General features: G+C 65.0%; 33 protein-coding genes. 5 read left to right on the top strand and 28 right to left on the bottom strand.

The features are described from left to right. Positions 1 to 25 precede the first annotated feature (25 nt). The 7 genes from HMI59_RS22365 to HMI59_RS22335 form a co-directional block, all read right to left on the bottom strand. Complete coding sequence (locus HMI59_RS22365; protein WP_193594308.1) at positions 26 to 349, bottom strand: hypothetical protein; 324 nt, start codon at positions 347 to 349, stop codon at positions 26 to 28. Positions 350 to 381: 32 nt separating this feature from the next. Further along, a complete protein-coding gene (locus HMI59_RS22360; protein ID WP_227471717.1) occupies positions 382 to 657 on the bottom strand; it encodes a hypothetical protein in 276 nt (91 codons plus the stop codon). Positions 658 to 846: 189 nt separating this feature from the next. Then, entirely contained in the window at positions 847 to 2277 is a 1431-nt protein-coding gene (locus tag HMI59_RS22355) for an IS1380 family transposase (RefSeq protein ID WP_193592311.1), read from the bottom strand. 194 nt (positions 2278 to 2471) lie between these two features. After that, positions 2472 to 2723, bottom strand: coding sequence for a hypothetical protein (locus HMI59_RS22350; RefSeq protein ID WP_193594306.1), 252 nt, complete (start codon positions 2721 to 2723; stop codon positions 2472 to 2474). A gap of 38 nt (positions 2724 to 2761) precedes the next feature. Beyond that, the gene (locus HMI59_RS22345) at positions 2762 to 3274 is read right to left on the bottom strand and encodes a hypothetical protein (protein WP_193594305.1); all 513 of its coding nucleotides are present in this window, start codon (positions 3272 to 3274) and stop codon (positions 2762 to 2764) included. A gap of 13 nt (positions 3275 to 3287) precedes the next feature. Then, positions 3288 to 3752, bottom strand: a complete 465-nt coding sequence (locus HMI59_RS22340; RefSeq protein WP_193594304.1) for a hypothetical protein — start codon at positions 3750 to 3752, stop codon at positions 3288 to 3290. Between the two features lie 183 nt (positions 3753 to 3935). Continuing rightward, complete coding sequence (locus HMI59_RS22335) at positions 3936 to 4325, bottom strand: hypothetical protein (protein WP_227471716.1); 390 nt, start codon at positions 4323 to 4325, stop codon at positions 3936 to 3938. A gap of 154 nt (positions 4326 to 4479) precedes the next feature. Here HMI59_RS22335 and HMI59_RS22330 point away from each other — a divergent pair, with 154 nt between their 5' ends. Next, positions 4480 to 4899, top strand: coding sequence for a DUF898 family protein (locus HMI59_RS22330; RefSeq protein WP_193594302.1), 420 nt, complete (start codon positions 4480 to 4482; stop codon positions 4897 to 4899). Positions 4900 to 4929: 30 nt separating this feature from the next. Here the strand turns inward: HMI59_RS22330 and HMI59_RS22325 are convergent, their stop codons facing one another. The 15 genes from HMI59_RS22325 to HMI59_RS22255 form a co-directional block, all read right to left on the bottom strand. Beyond that, positions 4930 to 5511 carry a hypothetical protein gene (locus tag HMI59_RS22325; protein ID WP_193594300.1) on the bottom strand — a complete coding sequence of 194 codons (582 nt, stop codon included), beginning with the start codon at positions 5509 to 5511 and terminating at the stop codon, positions 4930 to 4932. Between the two features lie 160 nt (positions 5512 to 5671). Then, positions 5672 to 6037 (bottom strand): DUF3846 domain-containing protein, encoded by a 366-nt coding sequence (locus HMI59_RS22320; protein WP_193594299.1) that lies wholly within the window; start codon positions 6035 to 6037, stop codon positions 5672 to 5674. Positions 6038 to 6112: 75 nt separating this feature from the next. Then, a complete protein-coding gene (locus tag HMI59_RS22315; protein ID WP_193594297.1) occupies positions 6113 to 6400 on the bottom strand; it encodes a hypothetical protein in 288 nt (95 codons plus the stop codon). Continuing rightward, entirely contained in the window at positions 6397 to 6711 is a 315-nt protein-coding gene (locus tag HMI59_RS22310; RefSeq protein WP_227471715.1) for a hypothetical protein, read from the bottom strand. The genes HMI59_RS22315 and HMI59_RS22310 overlap by 4 nt, the downstream gene beginning before the upstream one ends. A gap of 91 nt (positions 6712 to 6802) precedes the next feature. Continuing rightward, positions 6803 to 7264 (bottom strand): hypothetical protein, encoded by a 462-nt coding sequence (locus HMI59_RS22305; RefSeq protein WP_193594294.1) that lies wholly within the window; start codon positions 7262 to 7264, stop codon positions 6803 to 6805. A gap of 144 nt (positions 7265 to 7408) precedes the next feature. Beyond that, a complete protein-coding gene (locus tag HMI59_RS22300) occupies positions 7409 to 7654 on the bottom strand; it encodes a hypothetical protein (RefSeq protein ID WP_193594293.1) in 246 nt (81 codons plus the stop codon). Next, complete coding sequence (locus HMI59_RS22295; protein ID WP_193594291.1) at positions 7654 to 8289, bottom strand: hypothetical protein; 636 nt, start codon at positions 8287 to 8289, stop codon at positions 7654 to 7656. Before HMI59_RS22295 ends, HMI59_RS22300 begins: the two co-directional genes overlap by 1 nt. A 47-nt stretch (positions 8290 to 8336) precedes the next feature. Then, on the bottom strand, positions 8337 to 9008 hold the full coding sequence (locus HMI59_RS22290; RefSeq protein ID WP_193594289.1) for a hypothetical protein: 672 nt from the start codon (positions 9006 to 9008) through the stop codon (positions 8337 to 8339). 234 nt (positions 9009 to 9242) lie between these two features. Next, complete coding sequence (locus HMI59_RS22285) at positions 9243 to 9572, bottom strand: nucleoside triphosphate pyrophosphohydrolase (protein WP_193594287.1); 330 nt, start codon at positions 9570 to 9572, stop codon at positions 9243 to 9245. Beyond that, positions 9569 to 10156, bottom strand: coding sequence for a 3'-5' exonuclease (locus HMI59_RS22280; protein WP_193594284.1), 588 nt, complete (start codon positions 10154 to 10156; stop codon positions 9569 to 9571). The genes HMI59_RS22285 and HMI59_RS22280 overlap by 4 nt, the downstream gene beginning before the upstream one ends. After that, positions 10153 to 10344 carry a hypothetical protein gene (locus tag HMI59_RS22275; protein WP_193594282.1) on the bottom strand — a complete coding sequence of 64 codons (192 nt, stop codon included), beginning with the start codon at positions 10342 to 10344 and terminating at the stop codon, positions 10153 to 10155. Before HMI59_RS22275 ends, HMI59_RS22280 begins: the two co-directional genes overlap by 4 nt. Before the next feature lie 155 nt (positions 10345 to 10499). After that, positions 10500 to 11480 carry an endonuclease/exonuclease/phosphatase family protein gene (locus HMI59_RS22270; protein WP_193594280.1) on the bottom strand — a complete coding sequence of 327 codons (981 nt, stop codon included), beginning with the start codon at positions 11478 to 11480 and terminating at the stop codon, positions 10500 to 10502. After that, positions 11477 to 12895: a hypothetical protein gene (locus HMI59_RS22265; protein ID WP_193594278.1), complete on the bottom strand. Its 1419-nt coding sequence runs from the start codon at positions 12893 to 12895 to the stop codon at positions 11477 to 11479. The genes HMI59_RS22270 and HMI59_RS22265 overlap by 4 nt, the downstream gene beginning before the upstream one ends. A gap of 7 nt (positions 12896 to 12902) precedes the next feature. Then, on the bottom strand, positions 12903 to 13808 hold the full coding sequence (locus tag HMI59_RS22260; protein ID WP_193594276.1) for a hypothetical protein: 906 nt from the start codon (positions 13806 to 13808) through the stop codon (positions 12903 to 12905). 78 nt (positions 13809 to 13886) lie between these two features. Beyond that, complete coding sequence (locus HMI59_RS22255) at positions 13887 to 14621, bottom strand: PspA/IM30 family protein (RefSeq protein ID WP_193594360.1); 735 nt, start codon at positions 14619 to 14621, stop codon at positions 13887 to 13889. 124 nt (positions 14622 to 14745) lie between these two features. Between HMI59_RS22255 and HMI59_RS22250 the strand changes: the two genes are divergently transcribed. After that, complete coding sequence (locus HMI59_RS22250; protein ID WP_193594274.1) at positions 14746 to 14940, top strand: hypothetical protein; 195 nt, start codon at positions 14746 to 14748, stop codon at positions 14938 to 14940. Between the two features lie 2 nt (positions 14941 to 14942). Next, the gene (locus HMI59_RS22245) at positions 14943 to 15296 is read left to right on the top strand and encodes a hypothetical protein (RefSeq protein ID WP_193594272.1); all 354 of its coding nucleotides are present in this window, start codon (positions 14943 to 14945) and stop codon (positions 15294 to 15296) included. Between the two features lie 243 nt (positions 15297 to 15539). On the opposite strand, the gene HMI59_RS22240 is transcribed toward HMI59_RS22245, so the two are convergent. The 4 genes from HMI59_RS22240 to HMI59_RS22225 are packed head-to-tail and all read right to left on the bottom strand — an operon-like array spanning position 15540 to position 17852. Continuing rightward, entirely contained in the window at positions 15540 to 15914 is a 375-nt protein-coding gene (locus HMI59_RS22240) for a hypothetical protein (protein WP_193594270.1), read from the bottom strand. Further along, a complete protein-coding gene (locus HMI59_RS22235) occupies positions 15911 to 16186 on the bottom strand; it encodes a hypothetical protein (protein ID WP_193594269.1) in 276 nt (91 codons plus the stop codon). Before HMI59_RS22235 ends, HMI59_RS22240 begins: the two co-directional genes overlap by 4 nt. Positions 16187 to 16217: 31 nt before the next feature. Then, on the bottom strand, positions 16218 to 16937 hold the full coding sequence (locus HMI59_RS22230; protein WP_193594267.1) for a hypothetical protein: 720 nt from the start codon (positions 16935 to 16937) through the stop codon (positions 16218 to 16220). 27 nt (positions 16938 to 16964) lie between these two features. After that, positions 16965 to 17852, bottom strand: coding sequence for a TM2 domain-containing protein (locus tag HMI59_RS22225; RefSeq protein WP_227471714.1), 888 nt, complete (start codon positions 17850 to 17852; stop codon positions 16965 to 16967). 165 nt (positions 17853 to 18017) lie between these two features. Between HMI59_RS22225 and HMI59_RS25825 the strand changes: the two genes are divergently transcribed. Beyond that, positions 18018 to 18299 carry a hypothetical protein gene (locus HMI59_RS25825; protein ID WP_227471713.1) on the top strand — a complete coding sequence of 94 codons (282 nt, stop codon included), beginning with the start codon at positions 18018 to 18020 and terminating at the stop codon, positions 18297 to 18299. Between the two features lie 93 nt (positions 18300 to 18392). On the opposite strand, the gene HMI59_RS22220 is transcribed toward HMI59_RS25825, so the two are convergent. Next, on the bottom strand, positions 18393 to 19565 hold the full coding sequence (locus HMI59_RS22220; RefSeq protein ID WP_193594264.1) for a LysM peptidoglycan-binding domain-containing protein: 1173 nt from the start codon (positions 19563 to 19565) through the stop codon (positions 18393 to 18395). 196 nt (positions 19566 to 19761) lie between these two features. Continuing rightward, positions 19762 to 20097: a hypothetical protein gene (locus tag HMI59_RS22215; protein WP_193594262.1), complete on the bottom strand. Its 336-nt coding sequence runs from the start codon at positions 20095 to 20097 to the stop codon at positions 19762 to 19764. A 313-nt stretch (positions 20098 to 20410) separates the two neighbouring features. Between HMI59_RS22215 and HMI59_RS22210 the strand changes: the two genes are divergently transcribed. After that, positions 20411 to 20680, top strand: coding sequence for a hypothetical protein (locus tag HMI59_RS22210; RefSeq protein WP_193594261.1), 270 nt, complete (start codon positions 20411 to 20413; stop codon positions 20678 to 20680). The last annotated feature ends 38 nt before the right edge of the window (positions 20681 to 20718 follow it).

Raw genomic sequence — 20718 nt, 5'->3', positions numbered from 1 at the left:
GGCTGCGGCTCTCCGCCGGCCTCGTTCAGGCCGCGGCAGGCAGGTGGGCTATGGGGTGCTGGTCCAGCTCGGTCAGGTACGTGCGGACGAGCGCGTCGATGGCCTGGAAGCGGGCAGTTCCGTGCTGCCGTACGCCGTTGCCGATGCGGTTTGGCGCCCATTCGCGGACCGTCTTGTTCCTGGCACCGCCCTTGACGGAGCCGATGTGTTCACCATCCAGGTAGACGTCAGTGGTGACGGTGCCGTCGTCGTTCTTGGTCTCCGGCCCGGTTTCTGCGGTGCGGGTGCGGTACCAGGCGGGCTTGTTCAGGCGGCCCGGGGTGACAGGCTTCAGATTCTGTTCAGGCATGGCCGCCATGTGTGCGGCAACGGCCATCCCGCTCACCGGGGCGCGTGGACCTGCACAACGTAGCCCAGATCTGTGAATGCCATGGCGGCAGCGTCAATGTCCTGCTCTTCCAACAGTTCAACCGCCGCGGTCAACGCCACGGGGTCCACGTCATGTTCCGGGCTTCCGGGGATCGGTCCGCCGAAAGCAAGGGCATGCAGGTGGGCCCTCACCCAGCTGCGCACAGTACGTGCCGGACGCCGCCAGGACGCCTCGAAAACCAGCCCGTGCCGGGGCAGGAAGAAGCGGTGGTCAGAGCGAGGGGTCATACCTACAAACATGCGTTGATAACCTCGATTTTTCATGAGGGGCTGGGATGTTTGCGGGTTGGTGCCGGCTGTTGATCTGCGGTTGTTTTCTGTTTTCGGGCAGTCGGGTGTGGCCTGTTGGTTCGCCTGGTTCGGCGCCGGTTCCACTTCCGGTGATGGGGCTGGTTGTCGGGGTGGGTCAGTGCCTGCTCAGCCTGAGGCGGCAGGCTGAACTTGTCTAAGGTGGCTGGTGTTCTCCAGGAGCAGTTTCAGAAGGTCTTTCTCCGGCGCTGATTCGGGCAGGAGCAGCTGGTTGCGGCGGGCGCGGGTGATGATTTTCCCGGCGGTCGCGAAGAGCCGGTAGCGCCAGCGTTTGATGTCCCAGGTCTTGGCGTGATGGCCGTCCGGGAGCGCGGCGAGCTGGAGCCAGGAGACCGCGTTGAAAGCCAGGGCGGCGATGTTCGCCCAGGCCTGGTTCGCGGCGAAATCGAAGAACGGGAGCTTGCCAAGTCCGGTGCTTTTCAGGGTTTTGATCCGGTTCTCACACCGGCCCCGGGCGCGGTGCCTGGCGTCCAGGAACGGGCCGTGCCAGCGCGGGGAGTTGGTCAACAGCGCGGTGATCCGGTGCCCGTCGGCATCGAGCAGGGTCGGCTGTGCTCCGGGGTGCAGCGGCTCTGCCCGCAGGTAGAGGTTGGTGCCCGGCGGGTAATCGGTGAGCGGGATGATCTCGGTGGCGTTGATGACCCACGCATCGGTGCGGTCGGCCCCGTGCTGGTCCAGGGCCGGCTGCCAGTACTGCTTGTCGCTGATCCAGTCGACCATGTGGGCCTTGCCGAACGGGAGGGTGTAGCTGGTGGAGAACTGCACCCCGAGGCTGTGCAGGTGCCAGAGGAACTTTCGTGAGGCCCCGGCACTGTCGGTGCGGACCAGCACCTTCTCCCCGGCCAGGGCCCCGGACTGGGTAAAGAAGCTCTCCGGCAGTTGGGCAACAGCGGTGTGGAAGGTCCGGATGTGGTCCTCGGCGCTGTTGGCTCCGGCGTTGCCCGGGCGCAGGAGCGCGGCGAGGATTTCCCCGGATCCGTTGCCGGTGCCGTAATCGACGGTGGCGATGAAAGGGGCGAAGCCGTAGCCGCCTTTGTAGGTGCCGGCGACGTTTTCCTTATCGGAATGTGAGGTCACCAGGGTCGCGTCGATGTCGATGATGAGTGGGTCCGCGGCCGTCGCGGACAAGGCCGGATTCCTTGCCCCGGCGGCGTTCCAGGCCCGGGTGCGCAGTTCCCTGGTGAGGGTCTCGAACCCGTAGCCGAACAGTTCCGGGTTGGTCACGGTGCGCTCGAAGAACCGTGACACGGTCGCGTTCGAGGGCACCTGCCCGAAGATCCCGGGCGAGGAACGCAGGATGTCCAGATCCGAGGCGTGTTCTCCTCCGGCGGCGAGCATCGCTGCCAGGGAACCGAGCAGTTTGCCCGGGCGATGCCGGGCGCCGGAGGGAACGAACTGGCCAAGTCTGTCCTCGCACAGCCTGCCGAAACCAAGGGCGTCCATGAAGCCCGTGAGCACCGAAACCCCGGCGTGGGAGATCAGCGACTGGCCGGTGAAACTGACCGGCAGGGACGGGAAAACGAAGGTAGACTTTTGCATCGAAAGGGTGCTCCCTCGCTCGGCAAATAACGGTCTCGACAACCACTATTTTCCCAGCTCAGAGCACCCTTTCCCTGATTAACACGCCAGCCCGGCAAACCCGCCATGAAAACCCCGGGATAAGGCGTCCGAAAAGTTACGTTCGGGGCATGTCCGAGGGTGATTTTCGCTACAGTTTCAGACCGTTGGCCGGGTTAGATCAGGACCCGCCCCTTGGCCCATGATTGGACTGCCACGAGGTCGATGTGCGACGCCACCGGGCCGTCCTGGAAGAAGCGGTCATACTCCGCGGCCGGATCGTTGGCGGACAGAGACCACTCGCTGATGATCTGGTCGTAGGCGTCAACGATCCGGTCGTCATCTGGTCCGGTTCCAAGGGACTCGGCCAGGGCTTGAAGCAGGTCGCCGCGGCTGTAGCGGATCGCTTCATCGGGGCAGTGCGTCATGGCAGTCCTCCGTCTCGTGGCACAGCGGTAGCTGTGGATCACAGCGTAGCGGCTGCGCCTGACTTCCAGGGAAAATCCGGGACGGGCGTACCCGGGGCGATGTAAACGGAGGGTCGGAAATCGTAGGCGTCCCTGGCCCGGTGCCAGATGTTCGTGTGCCCGACCGTGACGCCGGTACCGACGGCGTCCTCAATCGCCTGCTGCGCCTCTTCGAGGGTGTGATGGGCCACGATGTCGTTGCTGCGGAGCTGGATGCGGGTGGCGTAGTCCGGTGAGCCGACGGGCCGGGGAGGCCTGACCGGCCCGGGTGCCGCGGCATCAATCAGCACCCACACTTCGCGGTCCTCATCCAGGACGAGGGTTTCGTAGGACCCGGTCAGGAACTCCCAGACTCCGGCGGTGGTGAAGGTCTCCTCCGAGCCGGGCTCGACCCACTCGTTGGGCCCGGACTTCTCATAGATGTAGCGAAGGCCGTAGGCGGCGGATACGAGCGAGTCGGTCGCGACAGCCTCGAGCTCGGCTTCTGAGTGGACGGTGCGGGCAGGTTGCATGATTTTCCTTCCGCTACCAGGGCAGCTGGGATTTGAGGGTCCCCTTGGGGATGTCGTGGAGGGTGACGTACTGGCTGGTGGCGGGGTCCAGCTGCAGGATGGACATGTCCTCCTTGGCAACGCCACTGTAGAGCCTTCCCGTAATCGCCGACTTGGCGTAGCCAAGGCCGGTGTGAGCTTTTCGCCGCGGTGACCGTGAGGGGACCACCGTGACGAAGGCACCCTGCTTGGGCAGCGCGTGCTTCTTCGCCCCGGCGTCCCACAGCACCCAGAGTTCAGGAGCGTCCGTTGGGCAGTGCAAGGTCAGGATCTTCCAGGTCTCCTGTTCGTCGGTCTCCAGTGGGGATTCGAAAGTGGTGAAGATGTTGGACCAGGCTTTGCGGTACGCCCGACTGGGCTGGCCGACCGGGCAGACGATCGAGTTGATGGGCAGCCAGATGAAGTCGTTGTAGTCGGTGATGACGCGGTAGGGTTCCATGGCCACCATGTGTGGGGCACCGGGTAGAAAGGTCCCCGCCTGATCTTCCGGGAGTGGTTGGTCAGCCAGACGCCGGCACGGGGAACTCCCCACCGGCTGGAACGATGCCCTCGATCCCGCTCTTATCAATCCACAGGTATTTCAGGGTGCCGACCTCATAGGCGTAGCCGAACGCTCCCCCGCTCACGGTTTGGTCACCCGTCCGGTCTTCACGTCGATCACCGGGATGCGAACGGCACGAAGGGCTGTGTTGGGCCGTGGCTTCGGGGCCAGGCCGAGCCGTTCCCGTGCAGCGTCGGCAGTGAGGTCGTCGATGTCTTCGATCATCATCCACAGGGTCTGGTTATCCAGGACCGGGTTGTTGGCGGCGTTGCGGCGGGCCATGACGTCGTCCATGTCGGCGGCCAATTCCTGCAGGGTCGCCAGACCAACGTTCGGGTTTGCGGCGACGTACTCCCGGCACCAGCCGGCGTCCGAGTCGTGCTGGCCGCGGTCGCCGGGCTGATGGGCCAGTTCGTGCAGGCGCTCCCGTGAAGTGTTGGGGTTCCGGGCTTCATCACGCAGTGAGGTCATGGGCCTCATGTGTGCGGCGCCCGCCCCGGGGCTCACCGGTTGGGGACACGGGGCGTCGGCTCGAAGTCATTATTGGACGGATTCAGACGCCGGGGTCCGAATTGCTTTACAGTTCAATCTGTTCACGCGTCGCATCACACTTTGGGGGAATCCAATGAGCACCAACAACGAGCAGTTCATGGACAACGCGCAACCGCAGGCGTACGGGCAGGCAATGATGCCGTCCCAGACCCCTGGCGCACTGGCCGTCCCGGGCGGACCGGTCCCGGGCGTGCAGCTTTACCAGTTCCGCGGAGGCGCAGGCTCATGGTTCGGCACCCAGATCCTGGGCCTCATCGTCACGGTTTGCACCCTCGGCATCTGCTACCCGTTCGCTGTAGTTCTCGTCGAACGCTGGCGGGCCAAGAACACCTACCTCCAGGGCCGCCAACTGCAGTTCATCGGAACCGGCTGGGGCATCTTCGGGTTGTGGGTCAAATGGTTCCTCCTGTGCGTCGTGACGTTGGGCATCTACAGCTTCTGGGTCTACCCCCGCCTGACGCAGTGGAAGGTCGAGAAGACCGTCCTCGCCTGAGCGGACGTCACTGACCCGACGGGTCTGCTCCTACCGGCGTCGCCTGGACGGCTTGCGGATGATTCCCTGTTTCCAGTTCGCCGGCGGCGTGTATGACCCGCGCCGCAGGGCCGTGAAGGACCGGTCCCTGGTCTTCCTGTAGGGCACCCGCCGCAGCTGGTCCATGAGCTGGACGAAGAGGCCGGCCGAGTCCTCCGGTTCGAGCTCGCCCGCCCATTCGTCGCCGGTGACGTCATGGATGACGGCATACCAGACAGGCCGAGATGGATGCCGGTCCAGGGAGGTGTCCCGGCGCAGGTCGCGTTTCAGCATGAAGGACATGAAGTTGTCTTCCGCCCGTCCGCGGCGCAGCTCCCGGAGCGCTTTGCGGCGGGCATGCTTGGCCCGGCTGGCGGACCTGCGGAGGTCGGCCAGGCCAAGGGTCAGGGATGCCGAGTCGCCTCGGAACCGGAAGTAGAAGTACTGCCGGCCGATGCGCCCGTATGCCTGCACTGGGATGCTTCCGACGAACCCGGTGTCGAAGCGGACTTTCTGGTTCGCATACCGTTCGGTGAGGTCGGCGATCAGCTCTTCCTGCTCCGGCCTGAGGTTGCGGTACAGGATCGAAGTCACAGAGTGTTTTCCTCGCAGTCAGTGTAGGTCTTCTGCCCCGACGGGTCGGTGCGATGGTCCTCCCGGTGCAAGACGGTGCGGCGGCAGATGGGACAGGTGCGTTTCTGCTGGTTGACCATGGACATTCGGACCGCGGCCAGGGCGCCGGCGAAGGCCATTGTTAGCCCCCCGCGCGGTTCCGGGCTGAATGCTCGGACTCGAAGCGTTCCAGCCAGGAGATCTGGATGTCAGCCAGTCCCGTGTCTTCGCCTTCGTCGTCGTTGATCGGTCCGAGCACGACGGCGTCCCCGCTGATGTAGTCGTCGGTGCGGATCGCCTCTGCCCAATTGCAGAGCACGGTGGCGCGCAGATTGAATGGCAGGCGCTCGAGCTTGCCGTTTTCGTTGACGTACATGTTCATCGAATATGGGCGCAGGCCAACCAGCTGGAAGTCTCCGCCGACGAGCCCGTGCAGCGCCTCGGCGGGGTCGATGTCTTCGAAGCGGATTGGCTTCGTGGGGTCGGCCGGGATGATGGCTGCCTGCATGGTGCGCTCCTTGGGTCGGTAGTGCTGGGGGTGCCTGTCATGTGTGCGGGACAGGTGCTTGCCCTCCCCGGCCGGTTAGCCTCCGGCTTCGACGACGAGCCGGAGGCGGTCTTCCTTGATGGCCAAGTTGAGCTCCGCCGGCGGCAGGGACGCGGCCAGGTGGGCGTGGCCGCGCTGGTTTCCGGCCCAGAGCGCAAGGAGTGCATGGTTCAGGGATTGGTGGTCGCCGCGCTTGCTGGCCATGGTGGCTGCCCGGACTTCGAGCCGGCCGGCGATGCGGCCCAGGAGCCATTCGGTGAAGGTCAGTGGCTTGACCCCGTCGGCGGCGATCTGGTTGCGGTAGGTGCGGAACTTGGTGATCATGCGGCTGACTGGCCTTTCTGCAGGGTCGGGGCGACGGCGACGAAGCGCCCCGCCCCGCCGGTGAACAAGGCGGTGATGCTCTGGGCGACCTGGGCCGGCGTAAGTGGCGGGTCGGACGGGTCAAGGGGCTTTCCGAGCCAGGTGCGGGCCGTAGCCAGCAGCACAGGATCAGAGACGATGCGGTCCTCGGCGCGTTTCCGAAGCGTGGCACGGTCGTGCAGTGCGTCGCCGTCGATGGGGAATTCCGCCCGGCCCTCGATGGCCGTGGTGTGGTCTTCTCGGACAGTGACGTAAACAGGGGTTCGTTTCATGGCAGTCATGTGTGCGGCAGGACCTGAGCCCCTGCGCAGAGCGCCCAAACTGGGCCCCGCAGCGGCATTGGGGCCGTTGCGGGGCGTGGTGTTACTCGACGCGCTCCCACGGACCAGGCTCTGTGGCGATCCGCCGGACGATGCCGTATTCTCCGGAACCAGCCAGGACGGGCATGGCTTTCAGCGCTGCCCTCGCGTGCTCCAGGTTGCCGCCATGGGAGACGACGTCGCGGGGCCGCGGGATGTACTGGACCCCGTACTCGAAGTACGGCTCCTCGTGCTCGGTGAGCTTTTCCTTGAACTCCTCCGGGGTCAGTACGCTGAAGCGCCCGCTGCGTTCCCCGTCGTCGTCGAGTTCTTCGATGAAGTAGGAGCCGCGCAGCGGGATGTCGTCGCGGGTGAAGTCCTTACGGTCTCTGCGGTACAGGCCGTTGGAGTCCGGGTAGTTGTCGGTGGTGTGGGTGAAGTAGTGGATGTCGTTGTCGGTGTCCAGGATCGTGACGCGGTGCTGGACCGGGCGGCGGTACATGAAAGTGTCGGGTAGCGTGCTCATGCTCAACCATGTGTGCGGCGGCCGGGCTTGCCCTCTGCAGATTTCCCTAGAGGGTTGGACGGCATTGGGCGGTCCCAAGCATGGCCAGACCGGTGAGGTCGCCGGCAGCGAAATCGTGGACGCCGTCGGTAATGGTCGCTGCCATCAGCTGGGTCGGGTCAGCCACATGGCCGAGCCCGACGACGTGGCCCAGTTCGTGCTTGATCGCAGCGGCCCGAGGGAAACTGCGCGGGGCTGGGACCGGCGCTGGAGCCGGTTCGGGTGCCGGGGCGGCAGTTGCTCCTGGCAGCTTTCCGGCGCCGGCTGCGGAGCACGTGCGGCCTCTTCCCGGCGCCGCAGTTCCCTGCAGGTCAGGGGCGGATCGGTGCCATCAACAGGCGGTTCGGACATCAGTCCTCGCCGTCCGAATAGCCCGTGTACGGGAAGCCAAGCTGGCGGACTGCGTCCAGGGCGGCCTTGAGGCCGTCCTCGTAGGTGTCGGGCCGGCCGCCGCGAGGGTGACCCAGCAGTGCGTAGATCGTTGCCGCGTATTCGCGGTGGATCTTGCCGCGGGCGTCCTCCAGCTTCTGCTCGGCAGCCATCCGCAGCTCGTGGGGTGTCTGCTGTGCGGAGCGGCAGAAAGTCAGCAGGTAGCGGTGGTGGTCTTCCTTGTCGATCAGGGTGAACTCGAGGTAGTTCTCCGCCTCGGGGTTCTTCTCGAAGGCCTCTTTGATCACCGGAAGGAAATTGGCGCCGATGATTTCCGGGGTCAGTGTCTGGACACCCTCCGGTCCCATCGTCAGGACGTCCACGTCGAACTCATCGGGCGCGACGAACATGTCCGCGGCCTCATCGTCGTCAACGTCCGTTCGGGCGGCAGGGTCGATACGGAAAATCACCTGCTTGGTGAACTTGTCCTCGTTGGTGACCAATTGCGCCCCCGGCCAGACCGCTTCGATGAAGTTGCCCAGGGTCAGCAGGATGTTGGACCTTAGCGGGGTGCCGATCTTGATGTCGACCGTGGATTCGGAGGCACGTACAGTCATGCTGCTTATGTGTGCGGCATGACTGTACGTGCTCCACGTATGCTCGGTTACGTCAGACGGGAGGCCATACGGGGCGCTCCATGGCCGGCGTGATGTTCCTTTCCTTCGAAACCTCGGAAAGCTTTGTCCAAGACCTCGCTGACCTCGTCGCTGGTCAGTATGCCGTCGTCCTCGGCCATGCACAGGTCACGCACTGTGCCGTCACCGATGTGCCGACCGTTTTCGACGACAGCATGTCCCGACGGGAGGTAGGGAAAAGTTGAAAGGCTTCGAATGAGCTGCGCTGTCGTCAAAGTGCCGATTCTCCGCAGCTCCGCCAGCTCCCAAGCCGTTTCGCTCCGATTTCCGTCAGGAGCCCGCCATGATTCAATCTCATCCAGGTCCGCCAGAATTCCCGCCCGGTCGTCGTATTTGCGTTCATATGGCGCTTCCCGCGAGTCATGACTTGGAGGGGCGACAATGTATGGATCACGGTTCCTCAAATCGAGCATGATGCTGGTCAACTCCGGGTTATCGCCATCCGGATCCCCCGGCATTTCAGAAGACGCAGTGTAGGTCCAGTATTCGTTCCCCGGACCGTCTTCCTGGACCCATCCACGTGCGGACAGGGTTGCCGCGAGTTCCGGGTCGAAGCTGTCCTCGGGCAGCGGTTCGTCGATCCACACCCTCTGGGTTCTCACCTTGGCAGGCTTCTTCTTTCTCTTTTTGCTGGTTGGCACGTGCTCCTCCTCTTTGGCTTTCAGCCCAAGCTAGAGAACAGACCCAGTTCAAAGCATGTTCGTGTAGTCACAGATGTGATCATGACGCAGGCCCGTTTCAATGCGTTACGGAGGGTTCGAAACCTCACGGGAGTGAACTTCCGAAAAAACCGCCGCGTGGGGTGGAGTCCCCCGCCTGACACGATTTTCCGGAAATAGTGGTTAGAGCGTATATATGGCCAAAGGAAAGTCCGGTCAGTCTTGGGTCTCTTCCAGCCAGATCCGGCCGCCGAATCCGCCGCGTTTCGCCGACTTGGCGGCGGCAGCACCGATGACCTCATCGAGGGTGTGCCCGGCGACGGTGGCGAGGGCCTGAAGGACCTCCAACAGGTCAGCCAGCTCCCCCAGCTTCTCGCCGGGAGCGGCAGCAAGGAGCTCCTCAGCCTCTTCGGCCAGCTTGGTGTGCAGCGCGGCACGGTATTCGTCCGGCTCCATGACGCGGGTGACCGCGGTGCCGCCCTTTGCCGTGACGATGTCAGGGATCAGGTCCCGGACCAACTTCCGGTGAATGACGGTGCCGTTCATTTCTTCCAGGCCTTTCGGGCCGACGGGGACGGCTTCATTGCCGGGAAGAGCTCATGCACGTCGGAGATCCCGGTGATTAGCGCGAGCTTGACCGCCAGGTGTGCAGCGGCGGCGGCATCCTCCCCGGCGTCGTGGTGCTGCAGCGGCGGCAGTCCGAGCCGTTCCACCAGGACGTTGAGCCGGAACGGGCCCTGGTCGGGGATGTGCAGCTGGGCTGCCCGCTGGGTGCAGTAGTACGTGAAGTCCGGCAGGTCCAGGCCGGCGGCCTCGGTGGTCTGGCGGATCATGGAACGCTCAGCGGTGACGTTGTGCGCCACGAGTGGCAGGTCCCCGGCAAAGGCTTCCAGGCGGGGCAGCATGAGGTCCCAGCCGTCGGCGCCGTCGATCATGCGCCGGGTAATGCCATGGACGTCGATCTGGCGTTGCCCGAAGTTCTGGTGCCCGGGCGGGGGCATCACGTAGTGGGTGTGGGTTTTGCCGAGGACGCCGTCACGGACTTTGACGAGGCCGATTTGGCAGATGGAGGAGTGCTTGGGGTTGGCGAGCTCGAAGTCGATCGCTACGAAGTCCAGGCCGGGGATCACAGGCCCGCCTCCACTTCAAGGTCCGCCAGCTTGCCCGGCTCGTCCATGACTGCAAGGACGTTGCCCGCGGTCAGGACCGGGCTGTCCGCACCGTGTCGGTCGGCGACGCGGACTGCGAATGTGCGCAGCCGCGCAATGATGTCCTGGGATTCGAGCAGCTGGTCATTGGTGAGCACGGACGAGGGCATTGGTGAAGCTTCCTGGGAAAGAAGATTGGGGGCAGTCCCCCGGAGGTGGGTGGGCACTCCGGGGGACCGTTGTCCTGCATGTGTGCGGCGACTTTGAGAAGCGTCACCGAGGGCTGCCGTTCCGGCGGCGCCATCTTCCTTCCGGGCCCGATGCGTCACACGAGCGCGCCCGCCTCTTCCAGGTCGAGGGTCAGCTGGTCGGAAAGCAGGCCGTCGTCGGCAGCCAGAAGTTCTGCCGGGACCGGCGCCAGGATGGGTGGGGTCCAGAGATCTACAGTGAGTCCATAGTGGTCTGAGGCCGGGTAGCCGTAGCGGGTGGTGTCGGTGAAGGACCGCTGCATCGCTACGGGGCAGCCGGGCCGGCCATAGGCCCAACCGTATGTCCAGACGTAGTCGATGCGCCTGTCGGGGAGCATTTCGGGGAATTCGATCCCGACGCCACGCGCTGTTTTTTGGGCCCAGGGGTTGGCAGCGACGACCGTGGCTGCTTCCTCCGGGTTTCCTGCAACGGCGAAGGCCTCGGTCCAGAAGGTGTAACCGCCGTCGCTGCCGGCGCCTTGGCCCTTGAGGTACCGGTTTGTGTCGCTGCCCGGGAGCGTGTTGAAGTCGCCGGCGAGTATGGCGACCGGGTGGCGCCCCTCGTACCGGTCCATCAGCGCCCGGACGCCGTGGTCGATGGCGGTCATTTGGGTCAGGCGGGTCCCTTCCTGGTCGCCGCCCCAGGCGAGGTGCGCGGAGACGATGATGATGGTCTGCCCGGTGGCGGCCTGCAGGACGGCGTAGTCAGCCAGGGTGAGACCGCAGTCAGGGGTTCCGAAGTGGATGGGCCCTGATTCGATCGTCGGGAGCACGGACAGCACGGCGTTGCCGGAATAGCCGCCGTCATTTCGGCCGTGCTGGGTCCGGGCTGACACAACCTCCAGGCCCGTTTCGGCGGTGATGGTGCGCAGCTGCAGGGAGCTGCCATCTGCTTCGAAGCGGGCTTCCTGAAGGCACAGGACGGCGGGTTTGAGGACGCTGAGCTCGTCGCAGGCCAGCCCGGTGCGGCGTTCAGCTTCGTCCCGGGAGTGGTTGATGTTCAAGGTGGTGACCCGCAGCCGGTGTTCTGCCGGGATGCGGTCGGCGACGGTGTTCACTCGTCTGCTCCTTCAAGGTAAGTGTCTTCGGTGTAGGCCCAGGGGGTGGCCTTGCTTTCCCAGCGGCGCGCGACCTTGCTGGCCTGGTCGGCGTCCCAGGCGGACCGGTACTCGGCCCCTGCAGCCCAAAGGTCGCGGGTGTTTTTGTGCGTGACTGCATCGGTGACCGGGATGCCTGCCCTGGTCATGGCGCCAAGGCGCTCAGGAGTGATGCCGGCCTTTATGATGTCGGCGTGGATGGCCAGGATGCTCTGGTCCCGGTCGATAAAGCGGTTGGCTCTGGCGTGGCAGGCGGCCGCCCAGGGACGGAGCTGGTCTGGGTGGTCGATGCCGAGCTTATTGAGCCGGCCGATCGCCTTCGGATCCTCCGGGCGCAGGACGTGTCCCGTCGCGGGGGCAAAGACGGCCATCTGGGCGCCGGTGGTGTGCCTCCGTGCCGCCGCCAGCAGCTTCGTATCGGTGGTGCGCAGGGCGCGGCTGGCGGCTTTCAGGTCGTTGCCCGTCGTGTATCCGGCATCGTGCAGTACCTTCATGTCGGCCAGGGTGGGATAAAACCCGCTGCTCAGGAACGAGCGGATGGTCTTTGGGGCAACGAGGGCGTCATCGAGTTCTTTGCCGGAGTAGGTCTCACAGGCCTTTGAACCGTAGGTCCGCAACCTGAGCCCGGTAATGCCGCGCTGGGCGAGGCCAACGATTTGCGAGGTGGTTCGCTTGGCCTCCGGAAGGGCGTCGCGCAGGTCTCTCAGATTCTCCAGCCCGTACTGGTCCGCTTCGATGAGGCCGCGGTCCCCGATGCCCATGCTGATGGCTTTGCGTGCCCTGGCAGATTTCGCTTCGCTTCCCATCAGGTCAACGGTGGCGAGGTACATGTCGACCCGGGACAGCCCCTGGTTGGTGATGACCGCTTCGAGGTCGCCGAGCGGTGCGTTCAGGTAGGCGGACTTCTCCCAGGCGGACCACTGGTGCTGGTGGGTGCTGAGCTTGCCGAGCACCTCCAGCCGGTCCGGTCCGATGCCGCCGTCGATGATGGCCCCGAGGCCGGGGAAGTTCTTCGTGCCTGCCCTGTCGAACTGGTTCACCGACTCGTAGCCCAGTGCGGCGAGGGCGTCACAGTGCTCAGGGGTGGGGCCGTAGATGGAGCGATCGATCCGGTACGGGGACGCAGGGTTGTACATGGCGTCGCAACGTTGCAGGAACAGCTCCCGCCCGCCCACTGTGGTGGTTTCCGCGATGCGCCGGCGGACTCCGGGGACGGCGCCGGGCCCCTCGTGGGCGGCCACGGCCGCCAGAATGTCGTCCTCGTTCAGGGCGGCCCGCGCAGCGGGGCGCAGGGAGACGGAGGTCTCCGCGTGGACGGTGGCGGCGAACTGCCCACCCGCGGGGATACCTTTAGGCTGTCGAGTGATGGTGGTCATCGTGGTCCTATCCGTTCACCCTGGCGTCGCGGGCGGCCTTGCGTTTGGCCGCTTCGGATTCGCGGAAGTCACGTGCCCAGTCAGTTTCGATTTCGGCGCGGCCCCAGTAGGCAACGTTGGCGTAGTCGTAATTGTTGCCGCGGTCGGTCCGGTTGTAGGCGTTGGTGATGGCGTCGACCCGCTTCTCCAGCTCCACGGCTTCCGGCATCTTTTTGTGGTCGCCGTTGTGGTCCAACTCCGTGGGATCCAGCCGGTCCTCGTCCGATACGCCCTGGACGGTGACGGTGATGGACTGTCCGCCCGAGTACTTGTCGTTCTTGACCGAATACTTTAGCGCGGCCGGCAGGTAGTTTGCTGCGACAGCGGCCTTCAGGTCCGCCCGGATGTCCTTGCAGATCTCCGTGGCGTCCCGGTAGCCGGTGTACTTGGACCCGGTCGTGAGAGTGCCGTCCATGTAGCCGGCCTGGTGGGTGGCGATCGGCGGCTGGTAGTCGCCTTTCAGGGTTCCGCCCGGGTGCGCTGTAGTGTCAGCGGCTGCGCACTCGGCAAGGGTTGCGCGCCAATCCCCGCCCTCGACGAATTCACGGCGGGCCTTATTGAAGTAGCCGTAGGCTTCCTCGACGTTCAGGTTCGGGACGTGGTCGCTGAAGATCTCCGAGCGGTGGTCAAGCTCCATCTCATCGGCATCGGCGCTGCGCTCAATCATCCATTCCAGGTCAGGGATGAGCTTCGGGTCCTGGAAGTGCGCCATGAGCAGCGATTCGGGCACGGGCCGGTTCGGGGTGGCGGACGCTGCGTGGCGGCCTGCGGTGCCGGAGGTCAGGGAGACGGAAGGTTCGGCGTGGGCGGTGGCGGCGAATTGGCCGCCGACGGGGACGCCTTTGGGCTGGCGGTTCATCGGAATCACGGTCATGCCTGGAATGTGTGCGGCTGAGGCGAAACAACGCAGGCCCCGGTAATCTTCCGGGGCCTGCGCTGTGAACCTGGCCTGCTAGTAGGTGATGGCCTTCTGTGAACCGCCGCCGGATTTGAGTGCGGCGAGACGGGCCTCCACTTCGGTCATCTCACCGAGGTCTTCCAGGGACGCGAACTGGGCCTCCAGGGATGAGGCGGCGAGTTCCTGCCGGCCGCGGACGGTGGCTTCGTCGCGGCGGATGCGGTCCTCGAACCCGCCCAGCGTCGAGGTCGGGTCGGCGGCGTCGAGGGACTTGAGGGCGTCGCTCACCTGCGACTGGGCAGCAGCAACGCGGGAGCGGTTGACCAGCTCGTTGCGTTTGGCGGTCAGCTCGGACAGCTTGCCCTTCATCTGGTCCAGGCCCTGCTTGAACTTGTCGACGACCTCGTTCTGGGCGGCCAGGTTCGGTTCCTGGGTCTTCGCCATGGACTCGGCGGTCATCTGCCGGCCGATCGCTACCTTGGCGAGGTTGTCGAACTTGTCGGCCTCCACGCTGTTGCCCGCAGCACGGAACTCGTCGGCCTTGCGGGACGCGGCCAGGGCCTTGTTGCCCCAGTCCGCGGCTTCGTTGACGGCCCGGTTGTGGTCCTCTTCGGCCATGCGGAGGTTGCCGATCGTGGTTGCCACGGCGGACTCGGCCTCGGTGATGTTCTCCGAGTAGTCCCGGACCATCTGGTCCAGCATCTTCTGCGGATCCTCTGCGCGGTCCAGGAGGTCGTTGATGTTGGCTTTGGCTAGCTGGGCGACGCGGCCGAAAATGCTTTGCTTCATGTTCTGTTGGGCGGGCATTCGGCAACCATGTGTGCGGCACGCCCGGGATCCAGCCCCGGTGATGCGCCCACCGGTGTCCGCACACATCAGGTACGACCGCAGAACCCCGTTGAAGGAGAATCCCATGGCTGCACCCAAGACCTACACCGTCGTCGAAGCCGACTTCTATGACCAGCAGGAAGGGCTGACCGTCGGCGCCACGGTAGAAGCGATTCCTGGGAGCAGCGCGGACCAGCTGCTCGTTACCCAGATCATCGGTCACGCTTTCCCGCTCGATGAACCGGTGGCCATGTACGCCAGCCAGCTCCAGGCGGCCTGAGCATGCGCAGCGCGAAGACGACTCTCGTCGATGAAACCATTGATGCCCTGCTGACCCCTACAGTTCTTGAGCGGACGGCGGAGGTGTTGGCCGAGCTCGAGCCGGCCAACCTCCCGAACGGCTTTGACCCATCGGCGCTGACGAGTGTCCGCTCGGTGAACCAGTGGTTTGGTTCCACTGCAGGACCATTCGGCGGTGTCGGCGGGGCGGCCATGACCGTGTTCCGGCTGACGGTGATCTACTCCCCCGAGGTCATGTTCCTGTTCGCCAATGACAGGTTCTACGGGGTGGCAGGGTACAGCCAGGAGCTGGTAGAGGAGATCAATCCGGAGCAGTTTCTCCGCATTCCGGTGTAAATCTGCCCAATCCCGCCCTTTTAATTGAGCAAAATGTGCCATGTACGCATGCATTCTGTTAATCTTGCCTTGTCGGGAGAGGTGTTGGGTGGCACCTTGAAGCCGGGCCAGGCGTCTGAGATCGCCGGGCCCGGCTTCTGACTACCGGCGTGACGGGTGGGAAAGCGAAAAGCCGGACGTGTTGAGGCCAATCTCCACGTCCGGCTTTCCTGTTGTGAACTACACCCAGGAACATGCGTAGTTTTAGTCGGTGATGGCCTGCATGGCTTCATCAAGAATGGCCTGGTCGTACTCCATGCCGGCCTGCTTCTTCAGGCTCTCGATCTGGTACGGGTACATGTGGTCCGAGTGGTCCCGCAGGTAACGGCGCGCGACGTCGGCCTCGGTTTCGTGCTCGACGGAGCCGGAGACAATCGGGCGGACCAGGTTCTCCGCTTCGGCGCCCGCCAGCTCCAGGTCCAGAACGAACCCGCTTGGCCCTTCAATATGCAGCTGCACCACACCCCGGTTCGCCACCGAAGCGACACCTTCGTCCAGGTCTTCGCTCAGTCCACGGGCAGTGAGAGTGAAACCGTCCTGGGCCCGGGCGATGCCATTGTCGATGAGGTTTCGTTTCACTGGACGAGCCCTTCGAGGGTGTCGGGCACCTGGAAGTCGGCCAGGATCTCCTCTTCGGTTTCCTCGGCGGTGATCACCTTGGCGTTCAGCTGCGTCAGGATGCCCGGAATGGCGCTCCAGATCACGGGCAAGAATGCTTTCCGCATTCGCTTCAGCTGTTCAGGGTGGAGGTCCTCAAACGGTACGGCGCCGGTGAGCTTGTGGCCATCAAGGTAGTTGGAGATGGCCTCGTCAATGATGGTGGCCATGTCCAGATCTTCGCGTTTCTTCATGCCGGATATGTGTGCGGCGGCGCCTGTGGCTCTAACCGGCGGCGGCAGCCGCGCCCTGGTCTTCGGTCAGCTCGCCGTTCCAGGCCCGGGCCCAGTGCTTGCCGCGGGAGTCCCTGAAGTTCAGTTCCACGGCCAACCCCGTAGTCGATTGGTTGCCGTCCCAGATCTTCCAGTCCTGCATGGATTCGATCTTGACGTCAGGGGTCCGGTTCCTGGTAAGCCTTTCACCGCCCGGGAGTGTCGCCCCGTAGACGTAGGCGTCAGGCCCCAGCTCAAAACGCTTATCTTTGCCCGGATCCGCCGCAGCCGGCGCTACGGCCAGCTGATGCCAGTGATGGATTTCCACCTTGGGCGACGTGTTGGCTGCGTCAGGTTTGGCCCAGACGCGGCAATGGACGTCGTACACGGGACCACCGTTCCCGTTCCTTACGAACACCAGGAGCGTCTCGCGGTCCAGCGTGAGCCAAGTGGAGACGTTGAGGGCTTCGGCTTGAAGATCAGCCTCTTTTGCGAGGGCCAGCTGAGTATTCGAGTTTCCGAGTTCGTCGCGGGTAGCCTCCCAGGTTTTCTTGGCGTACCAGGCGGCCACAATGGCACCAGCCAGAAGACCTGCTGTAAGGAGGGTCATAACCCCGGAGGTAATGAACGTCCAGAATGCCCATCGTGCTGATTCCCAGGCAGCGTCGGCACCCCGCTGCGCTTGTTCGTTCGGGTCAATGGTGCTGAGGGTGTGGGTAAGTTGAGTAACCATTCCGCAACTACATCACAGCGCCGGCGCCTAGCCGTTCAGGCGCAGTTCTTCGACCTTGGCGGTCCACCCGTTGCCCTCGGCGCGGACGAAGAGCTGGTACGAGCCAGGTGTCACGGGCAGTTCTGTTGCTCCCTGGGAGGGCTTGTCCTTGAGGAGTACGACAGTGGCAGGAACCATCGTGTCGCCGGCCTTCTGGATGTACACGTAGGCCCCGGCCGGGAAGTTGTACGTGAACCGGAGACGTTCACCGGTGATGTTGAGCGTAATGGGGCTCTGGACTTGCTCCAGGCCCTCGGCCAGCGGCGCCCATGTCGGGACCGGGGCGGGGGTCGGGAAGACGGCCTCGCGGACAGCGTTCACCGCGGCGGCGGCGGGCGGGATGGCGGCGGTCACGCCGACAGTCGCAAGTCCGGCGAACAGGACGCCGACCAGTGTCCAGGCGATGGCCAGCTGCTTCCCCTGCCCACTGAACCGGTGCCCGGCCTTGTCGAAAGTCCGGCCGTTGAGGATGGCGATGATGTCGGCGATCCACCAGATGCCGGCGCCGCCGGCGGTGGCCAGCTTCAGGAATCCGCTCACGGGTTTTCCGAGGTGAAACCGGTCCAGGCCGAGGAGCCCGCCGACAACAGACAAGGCCAGCAGCGGGCGGAAGTCCCGGCTTGCGGGCAGCAGCGCCGGGAATGGGCCATACGCTTTGATAGTGGCCACGTACTCGCTATCCAAGACGGCAGGCGCCTTGGCAGCTTCCCTGGCAACGAGTGCGGTGCTGACCGGCGCCGCGACGGCACCTGCTGTAGCGGGGGCGTTCCGGTCCGGGCGAGACGGAGGTGTCATGGGGTCTGCAGTGAGCTCCGCTTCTTCCAAAGCGGCCTGCAGCGCGACTTCCAGTTCATCGGACAGGTCCAGTGGACTCATGGCTGCAATTCCGGCGGTCTCGGGCAGAGGCTCCGGCGAGGGAGCAGCCGGCGTCACGGCTATTGACTGGGTAAAAGGCTGTGCCGCCTCAAGGCCTGCAGCGCGCGCCTGGCGCAGGGATCGCCGGGAAGGCAGTGCTTCGAGTGTCGGCGCGGGGGTGTCCGCGTGAGGGACGTCGACGTCACTGTGAACCCGGAGGGCATTCCGGTCTCGTTTGAGCTCGAGGGGCGCACCTGGGTTGTCGGTGCCGAGCCGGTCCGCTGGTACGAGCGGCGCAATTGGTGGGAGACCGACCGGCGGATGGGTCGGCCAGGTGAAGCCAGGAGCATCGACGTCCAGGTATGGCAACTGCAGGCCCGGCTCGGGCGGAACCCGTCCAGCGACCTGGTGACCTTCGAGGTCATCCGGGATGAAACCGGTAGATGGCTGGTGCGTGCTCAAAGCTGAGGTCATAGTCCCTCATGTGTGCGGATAGGCGGGTAGCTCTCACCGCGGGCATGACACAGGCCCGGGCGCTTCCCCTGCCCGGGCCTTCGACGTTTAGCGGAAGCTCTGCTGGTACTTGAGGACCGAAGCGACGTACGCCTTGGTGTCCTCGTACATGCCACGGTGCATGACCGAGTACTGCCCCTGGTAGTAGGAGGCGATCGCGATTTCGGTGCTCGGGCTGGTGTGCACGAGCGAGGCGATGATGGCCACGCCGGCGGTGATGTTGTCCTGGGCGTTGCGCAGGTCCAGGGGCCGGCCCACGAGCTGGGAGGCCCATTCGCCGGAGGTCGGCATGACCTGCATGGTGCCGATGGCCCCTGCCGAGGAGGTGACGTTCTGCCGGAACCCTGATTCCTGCATGGCGAACGCCAGCGCCAGAGACGGGTCAACTCCCATGCGGCGGGCCGTGTCGGCAACCATGGTTTTCAGCTGTGCGGAGGACGGGCTCCCGGACGTGGCCGGCGCGGGTGCCGCCGCGGGGGCGGGTGTGTTCACGGGGGCTGCCGGCGCCGCCGGTGCTGCGGCGCCCACGGTGATTCGCTGGCCGGGGTAGATGATGGTGTTCAGGGTCATCCCGTTGCCGGTGAGAACCGAGGAGAGGCTGACGCCGTAGGCGGCGGCGATCTTCGAGAGCGTGTCCCCGGGCTTCACAACGTAGGTGGTCCCGGCGGCCGGGGTGATGCTGGTGACCGCTGGAGCGATGGTCGTCGGCGCCGCCGGGGCGGCCGGAGCAGCAGCTGAGGTCGCGAGAAGGATCTTCTGTCCCGGGTAGATGATCGAGCGCATCTGCAGGTTGTTGGCGGCCAGTACCGCAGCCAGGCTCACTCCGTTGCGCGCTGCGATGGCGCTCAGGGTGTCACCGGCCTTGAGGATCACGCTGGCCGGGGTGGTGTTGGCCGGGGCAGCCGGGGCGGGGTTGCTGGGGGCCTGCGCGGCCGGGCCGACATTGATGATCTGGCCGGGGTAGATGATCGTGTGCATGTCCATGCCGTAGGCCGCGAAGATGGCGGCGAGGCTGATGCCGTGGCGTGCGGCGATCCCGCTCAGGGTGTCGCCGGGGCGGACGGTGTAGGTTCCCGATGCCGAGACCTGCATGGGTGCATGGTAGGCGGCTGGGGCCGCGGCGTGCGCGGCGGTTCCGCTGATCAGGGTGGACAGGGCGACGGCCGACAAAGCGGCGCCGGCTGTGACGGCTGTGCTCAGTCGCCGGACGGACTTGCTCATGGGATTCCTCAAATCGTGGCGGCCAGCGCCTTCCGATGATGGGTCAGGTGGGCCTGGGCAGTGAAAAACCACCGGCGGACAAATCCGACGGTGGTCTGTGCGCGGTTGACCGGGAGCCGAGGGCAGTCGCTGGTCACCTCACCGTATGTGTGCGGTGTCGGCGGTTGCCCTCACCGCAGCGCTTTTCACCCCCGGATTAACCCCGGCGGGCCAGTCGGTCGGCCAGGTAGGTTCCGTACAGCTCCCGGCTTGTGGGCAGGATGATGAGCTGGACGGCTACGACCAGTGCTGTGGCGGCCCAGTAGGAGGCGGTGGAGTTCCCGTCGATGGGTCCGATTTTCTCCAGCCAGGGCAGGATCAGACCATCCAGGAGGTGGGTGAGCGGGAAGTGCAGGGCCAGCAGGATCCCCGAGGCGAGGAAGCGGGCCTGGTTGACGAAGATCCCGCCGGCCCGGGCGCAGAGGAACAGGGAGACGGCCGAGATGACCGCCACAATGGAACCCACGATGACAGTCAGTACGGGGTACAGCACGGGGTTCCTCCAATGGTGCGGTCACTGGGGAACATGCGTAGACACGGGCCGCGCGTTTCACCGGTGAGCCGGCGCACGGGGTCCGCACACATGACCCGGATGGAAGACAACGGAACCCGTCCCGCCGCCACCGCCTTTGACCTGGCCGCATCCATCCTGGCCCGCACGGGAGAGATCACGACCATGCGCCTGCACAAGCTGGCGTTCTACGCCCAGGCGTGGCACCTGGTGTGGGACGAAGAGTTGCTGACCGACGCGCAGTTCTTCGCCTGGGGCACTGGTCAACCCCGAGCTGCAGGCCACCCACCGCGAAGTGTTCCTCATCCGCGAAGTCCCGGGAAACCCGGAGGTGTTCACCGAAGACCAGCTGGAAAGTATCGATGAAGTGGTCCGCGCCTACGGTGGTCTTCGCCCATTCGTCCTCAGCTCCGTGGTCAAGAGTGAGACCCCGTGGCGGGACGCCTGGGCCGGGACAGGACCTGGCGGCCGCGGGCGGCTCATCGAGGTCGAGCAGATACTGTCGTTCTACAGCTCCCTGGAAGGTCAGCCTGTCGAAGAGCTCACTGCAGTGCAGGAGGACTAGCGGGCGGACGGATCCCGGGACTCGCGCAGTCCGTCCGC

This window comes from Paenarthrobacter sp. YJN-5 (assembly GCF_015040095.1).
Classification (GTDB): Bacteria; Actinomycetota; Actinomycetes; order Actinomycetales; family Micrococcaceae; genus Arthrobacter; species Arthrobacter ureafaciens.
The sequence above is the reverse complement of the archived record's forward strand: the minus strand, read 5'-3'. Positions and strand labels throughout refer to the sequence as shown.

What these genes read in the sequence shown, in the direction of transcription:
- HMI59_RS22365 (WP_193594308.1), bottom strand. Translation starts at nt 349, where the DNA reads ATGCCTGAACAGAATCTGAAGCCTGTCACCCCGGGCCGCCTGAACAAG.
- HMI59_RS22360 (WP_227471717.1), bottom strand. Translation starts at nt 657, where the DNA reads ATGACCCCTCGCTCTGACCACCGCTTCTTCCTGCCCCGGCACGGGCTG.
- HMI59_RS22355 (WP_193592311.1), bottom strand. Translation starts at nt 2,277, where the DNA reads ATGCAAAAGTCTACCTTCGTTTTCCCGTCCCTGCCGGTCAGTTTCACC.
- HMI59_RS22350 (WP_193594306.1), bottom strand. Translation starts at nt 2,723, where the DNA reads ATGACGCACTGCCCCGATGAAGCGATCCGCTACAGCCGCGGCGACCTG.
- HMI59_RS22345 (WP_193594305.1), bottom strand. Translation starts at nt 3,274, where the DNA reads ATGCAACCTGCCCGCACCGTCCACTCAGAAGCCGAGCTCGAGGCTGTC.
- HMI59_RS22340 (WP_193594304.1), bottom strand. Translation starts at nt 3,752, where the DNA reads ATGGAACCCTACCGCGTCATCACCGACTACAACGACTTCATCTGGCTG.
- HMI59_RS22335 (WP_227471716.1), bottom strand. Translation starts at nt 4,325, where the DNA reads ATGACCTCACTGCGTGATGAAGCCCGGAACCCCAACACTTCACGGGAG.
- HMI59_RS22330 (WP_193594302.1), top strand. Translation starts at nt 4,480, where the DNA reads ATGAGCACCAACAACGAGCAGTTCATGGACAACGCGCAACCGCAGGCG.
- HMI59_RS22320 (WP_193594299.1), bottom strand. Translation starts at nt 6,037, where the DNA reads ATGCAGGCAGCCATCATCCCGGCCGACCCCACGAAGCCAATCCGCTTC.
- HMI59_RS22315 (WP_193594297.1), bottom strand. Translation starts at nt 6,400, where the DNA reads ATGATCACCAAGTTCCGCACCTACCGCAACCAGATCGCCGCCGACGGG.
- HMI59_RS22310 (WP_227471715.1), bottom strand. Translation starts at nt 6,711, where the DNA reads ATGAAACGAACCCCTGTTTACGTCACTGTCCGAGAAGACCACACCACG.
- HMI59_RS22305 (WP_193594294.1), bottom strand. Translation starts at nt 7,264, where the DNA reads ATGAGCACGCTACCCGACACTTTCATGTACCGCCGCCCGGTCCAGCAC.
- HMI59_RS22300 (WP_193594293.1), bottom strand. Translation starts at nt 7,654, where the DNA reads ATGTCCGAACCGCCTGTTGATGGCACCGATCCGCCCCTGACCTGCAGG.
- HMI59_RS22295 (WP_193594291.1), bottom strand. Translation starts at nt 8,289, where the DNA reads ATGACTGTACGTGCCTCCGAATCCACGGTCGACATCAAGATCGGCACC.
- HMI59_RS22285 (WP_193594287.1), bottom strand. Translation starts at nt 9,572, where the DNA reads ATGAACGGCACCGTCATTCACCGGAAGTTGGTCCGGGACCTGATCCCT.
- HMI59_RS22275 (WP_193594282.1), bottom strand. Translation starts at nt 10,344, where the DNA reads ATGCCCTCGTCCGTGCTCACCAATGACCAGCTGCTCGAATCCCAGGAC.
- HMI59_RS22265 (WP_193594278.1), bottom strand. Translation starts at nt 12,895, where the DNA reads ATGACCACCATCACTCGACAGCCTAAAGGTATCCCCGCGGGTGGGCAG.
- HMI59_RS22260 (WP_193594276.1), bottom strand. Translation starts at nt 13,808, where the DNA reads ATGACCGTGATTCCGATGAACCGCCAGCCCAAAGGCGTCCCCGTCGGC.
- HMI59_RS22255 (WP_193594360.1), bottom strand. Translation starts at nt 14,621, where the DNA reads ATGAAGCAAAGCATTTTCGGCCGCGTCGCCCAGCTAGCCAAAGCCAAC.
- HMI59_RS22250 (WP_193594274.1), top strand. Translation starts at nt 14,746, where the DNA reads ATGGCTGCACCCAAGACCTACACCGTCGTCGAAGCCGACTTCTATGAC.
- HMI59_RS22245 (WP_193594272.1), top strand. Translation starts at nt 14,943, where the DNA reads ATGCGCAGCGCGAAGACGACTCTCGTCGATGAAACCATTGATGCCCTG.
- HMI59_RS22235 (WP_193594269.1), bottom strand. Translation starts at nt 16,186, where the DNA reads ATGAAGAAACGCGAAGATCTGGACATGGCCACCATCATTGACGAGGCC.
- HMI59_RS22230 (WP_193594267.1), bottom strand. Translation starts at nt 16,937, where the DNA reads ATGGTTACTCAACTTACCCACACCCTCAGCACCATTGACCCGAACGAA.
- HMI59_RS22225 (WP_227471714.1), bottom strand. Translation starts at nt 17,852, where the DNA reads ATGAGTCCACTGGACCTGTCCGATGAACTGGAAGTCGCGCTGCAGGCC.
- HMI59_RS22220 (WP_193594264.1), bottom strand. Translation starts at nt 19,565, where the DNA reads ATGAGCAAGTCCGTCCGGCGACTGAGCACAGCCGTCACAGCCGGCGCC.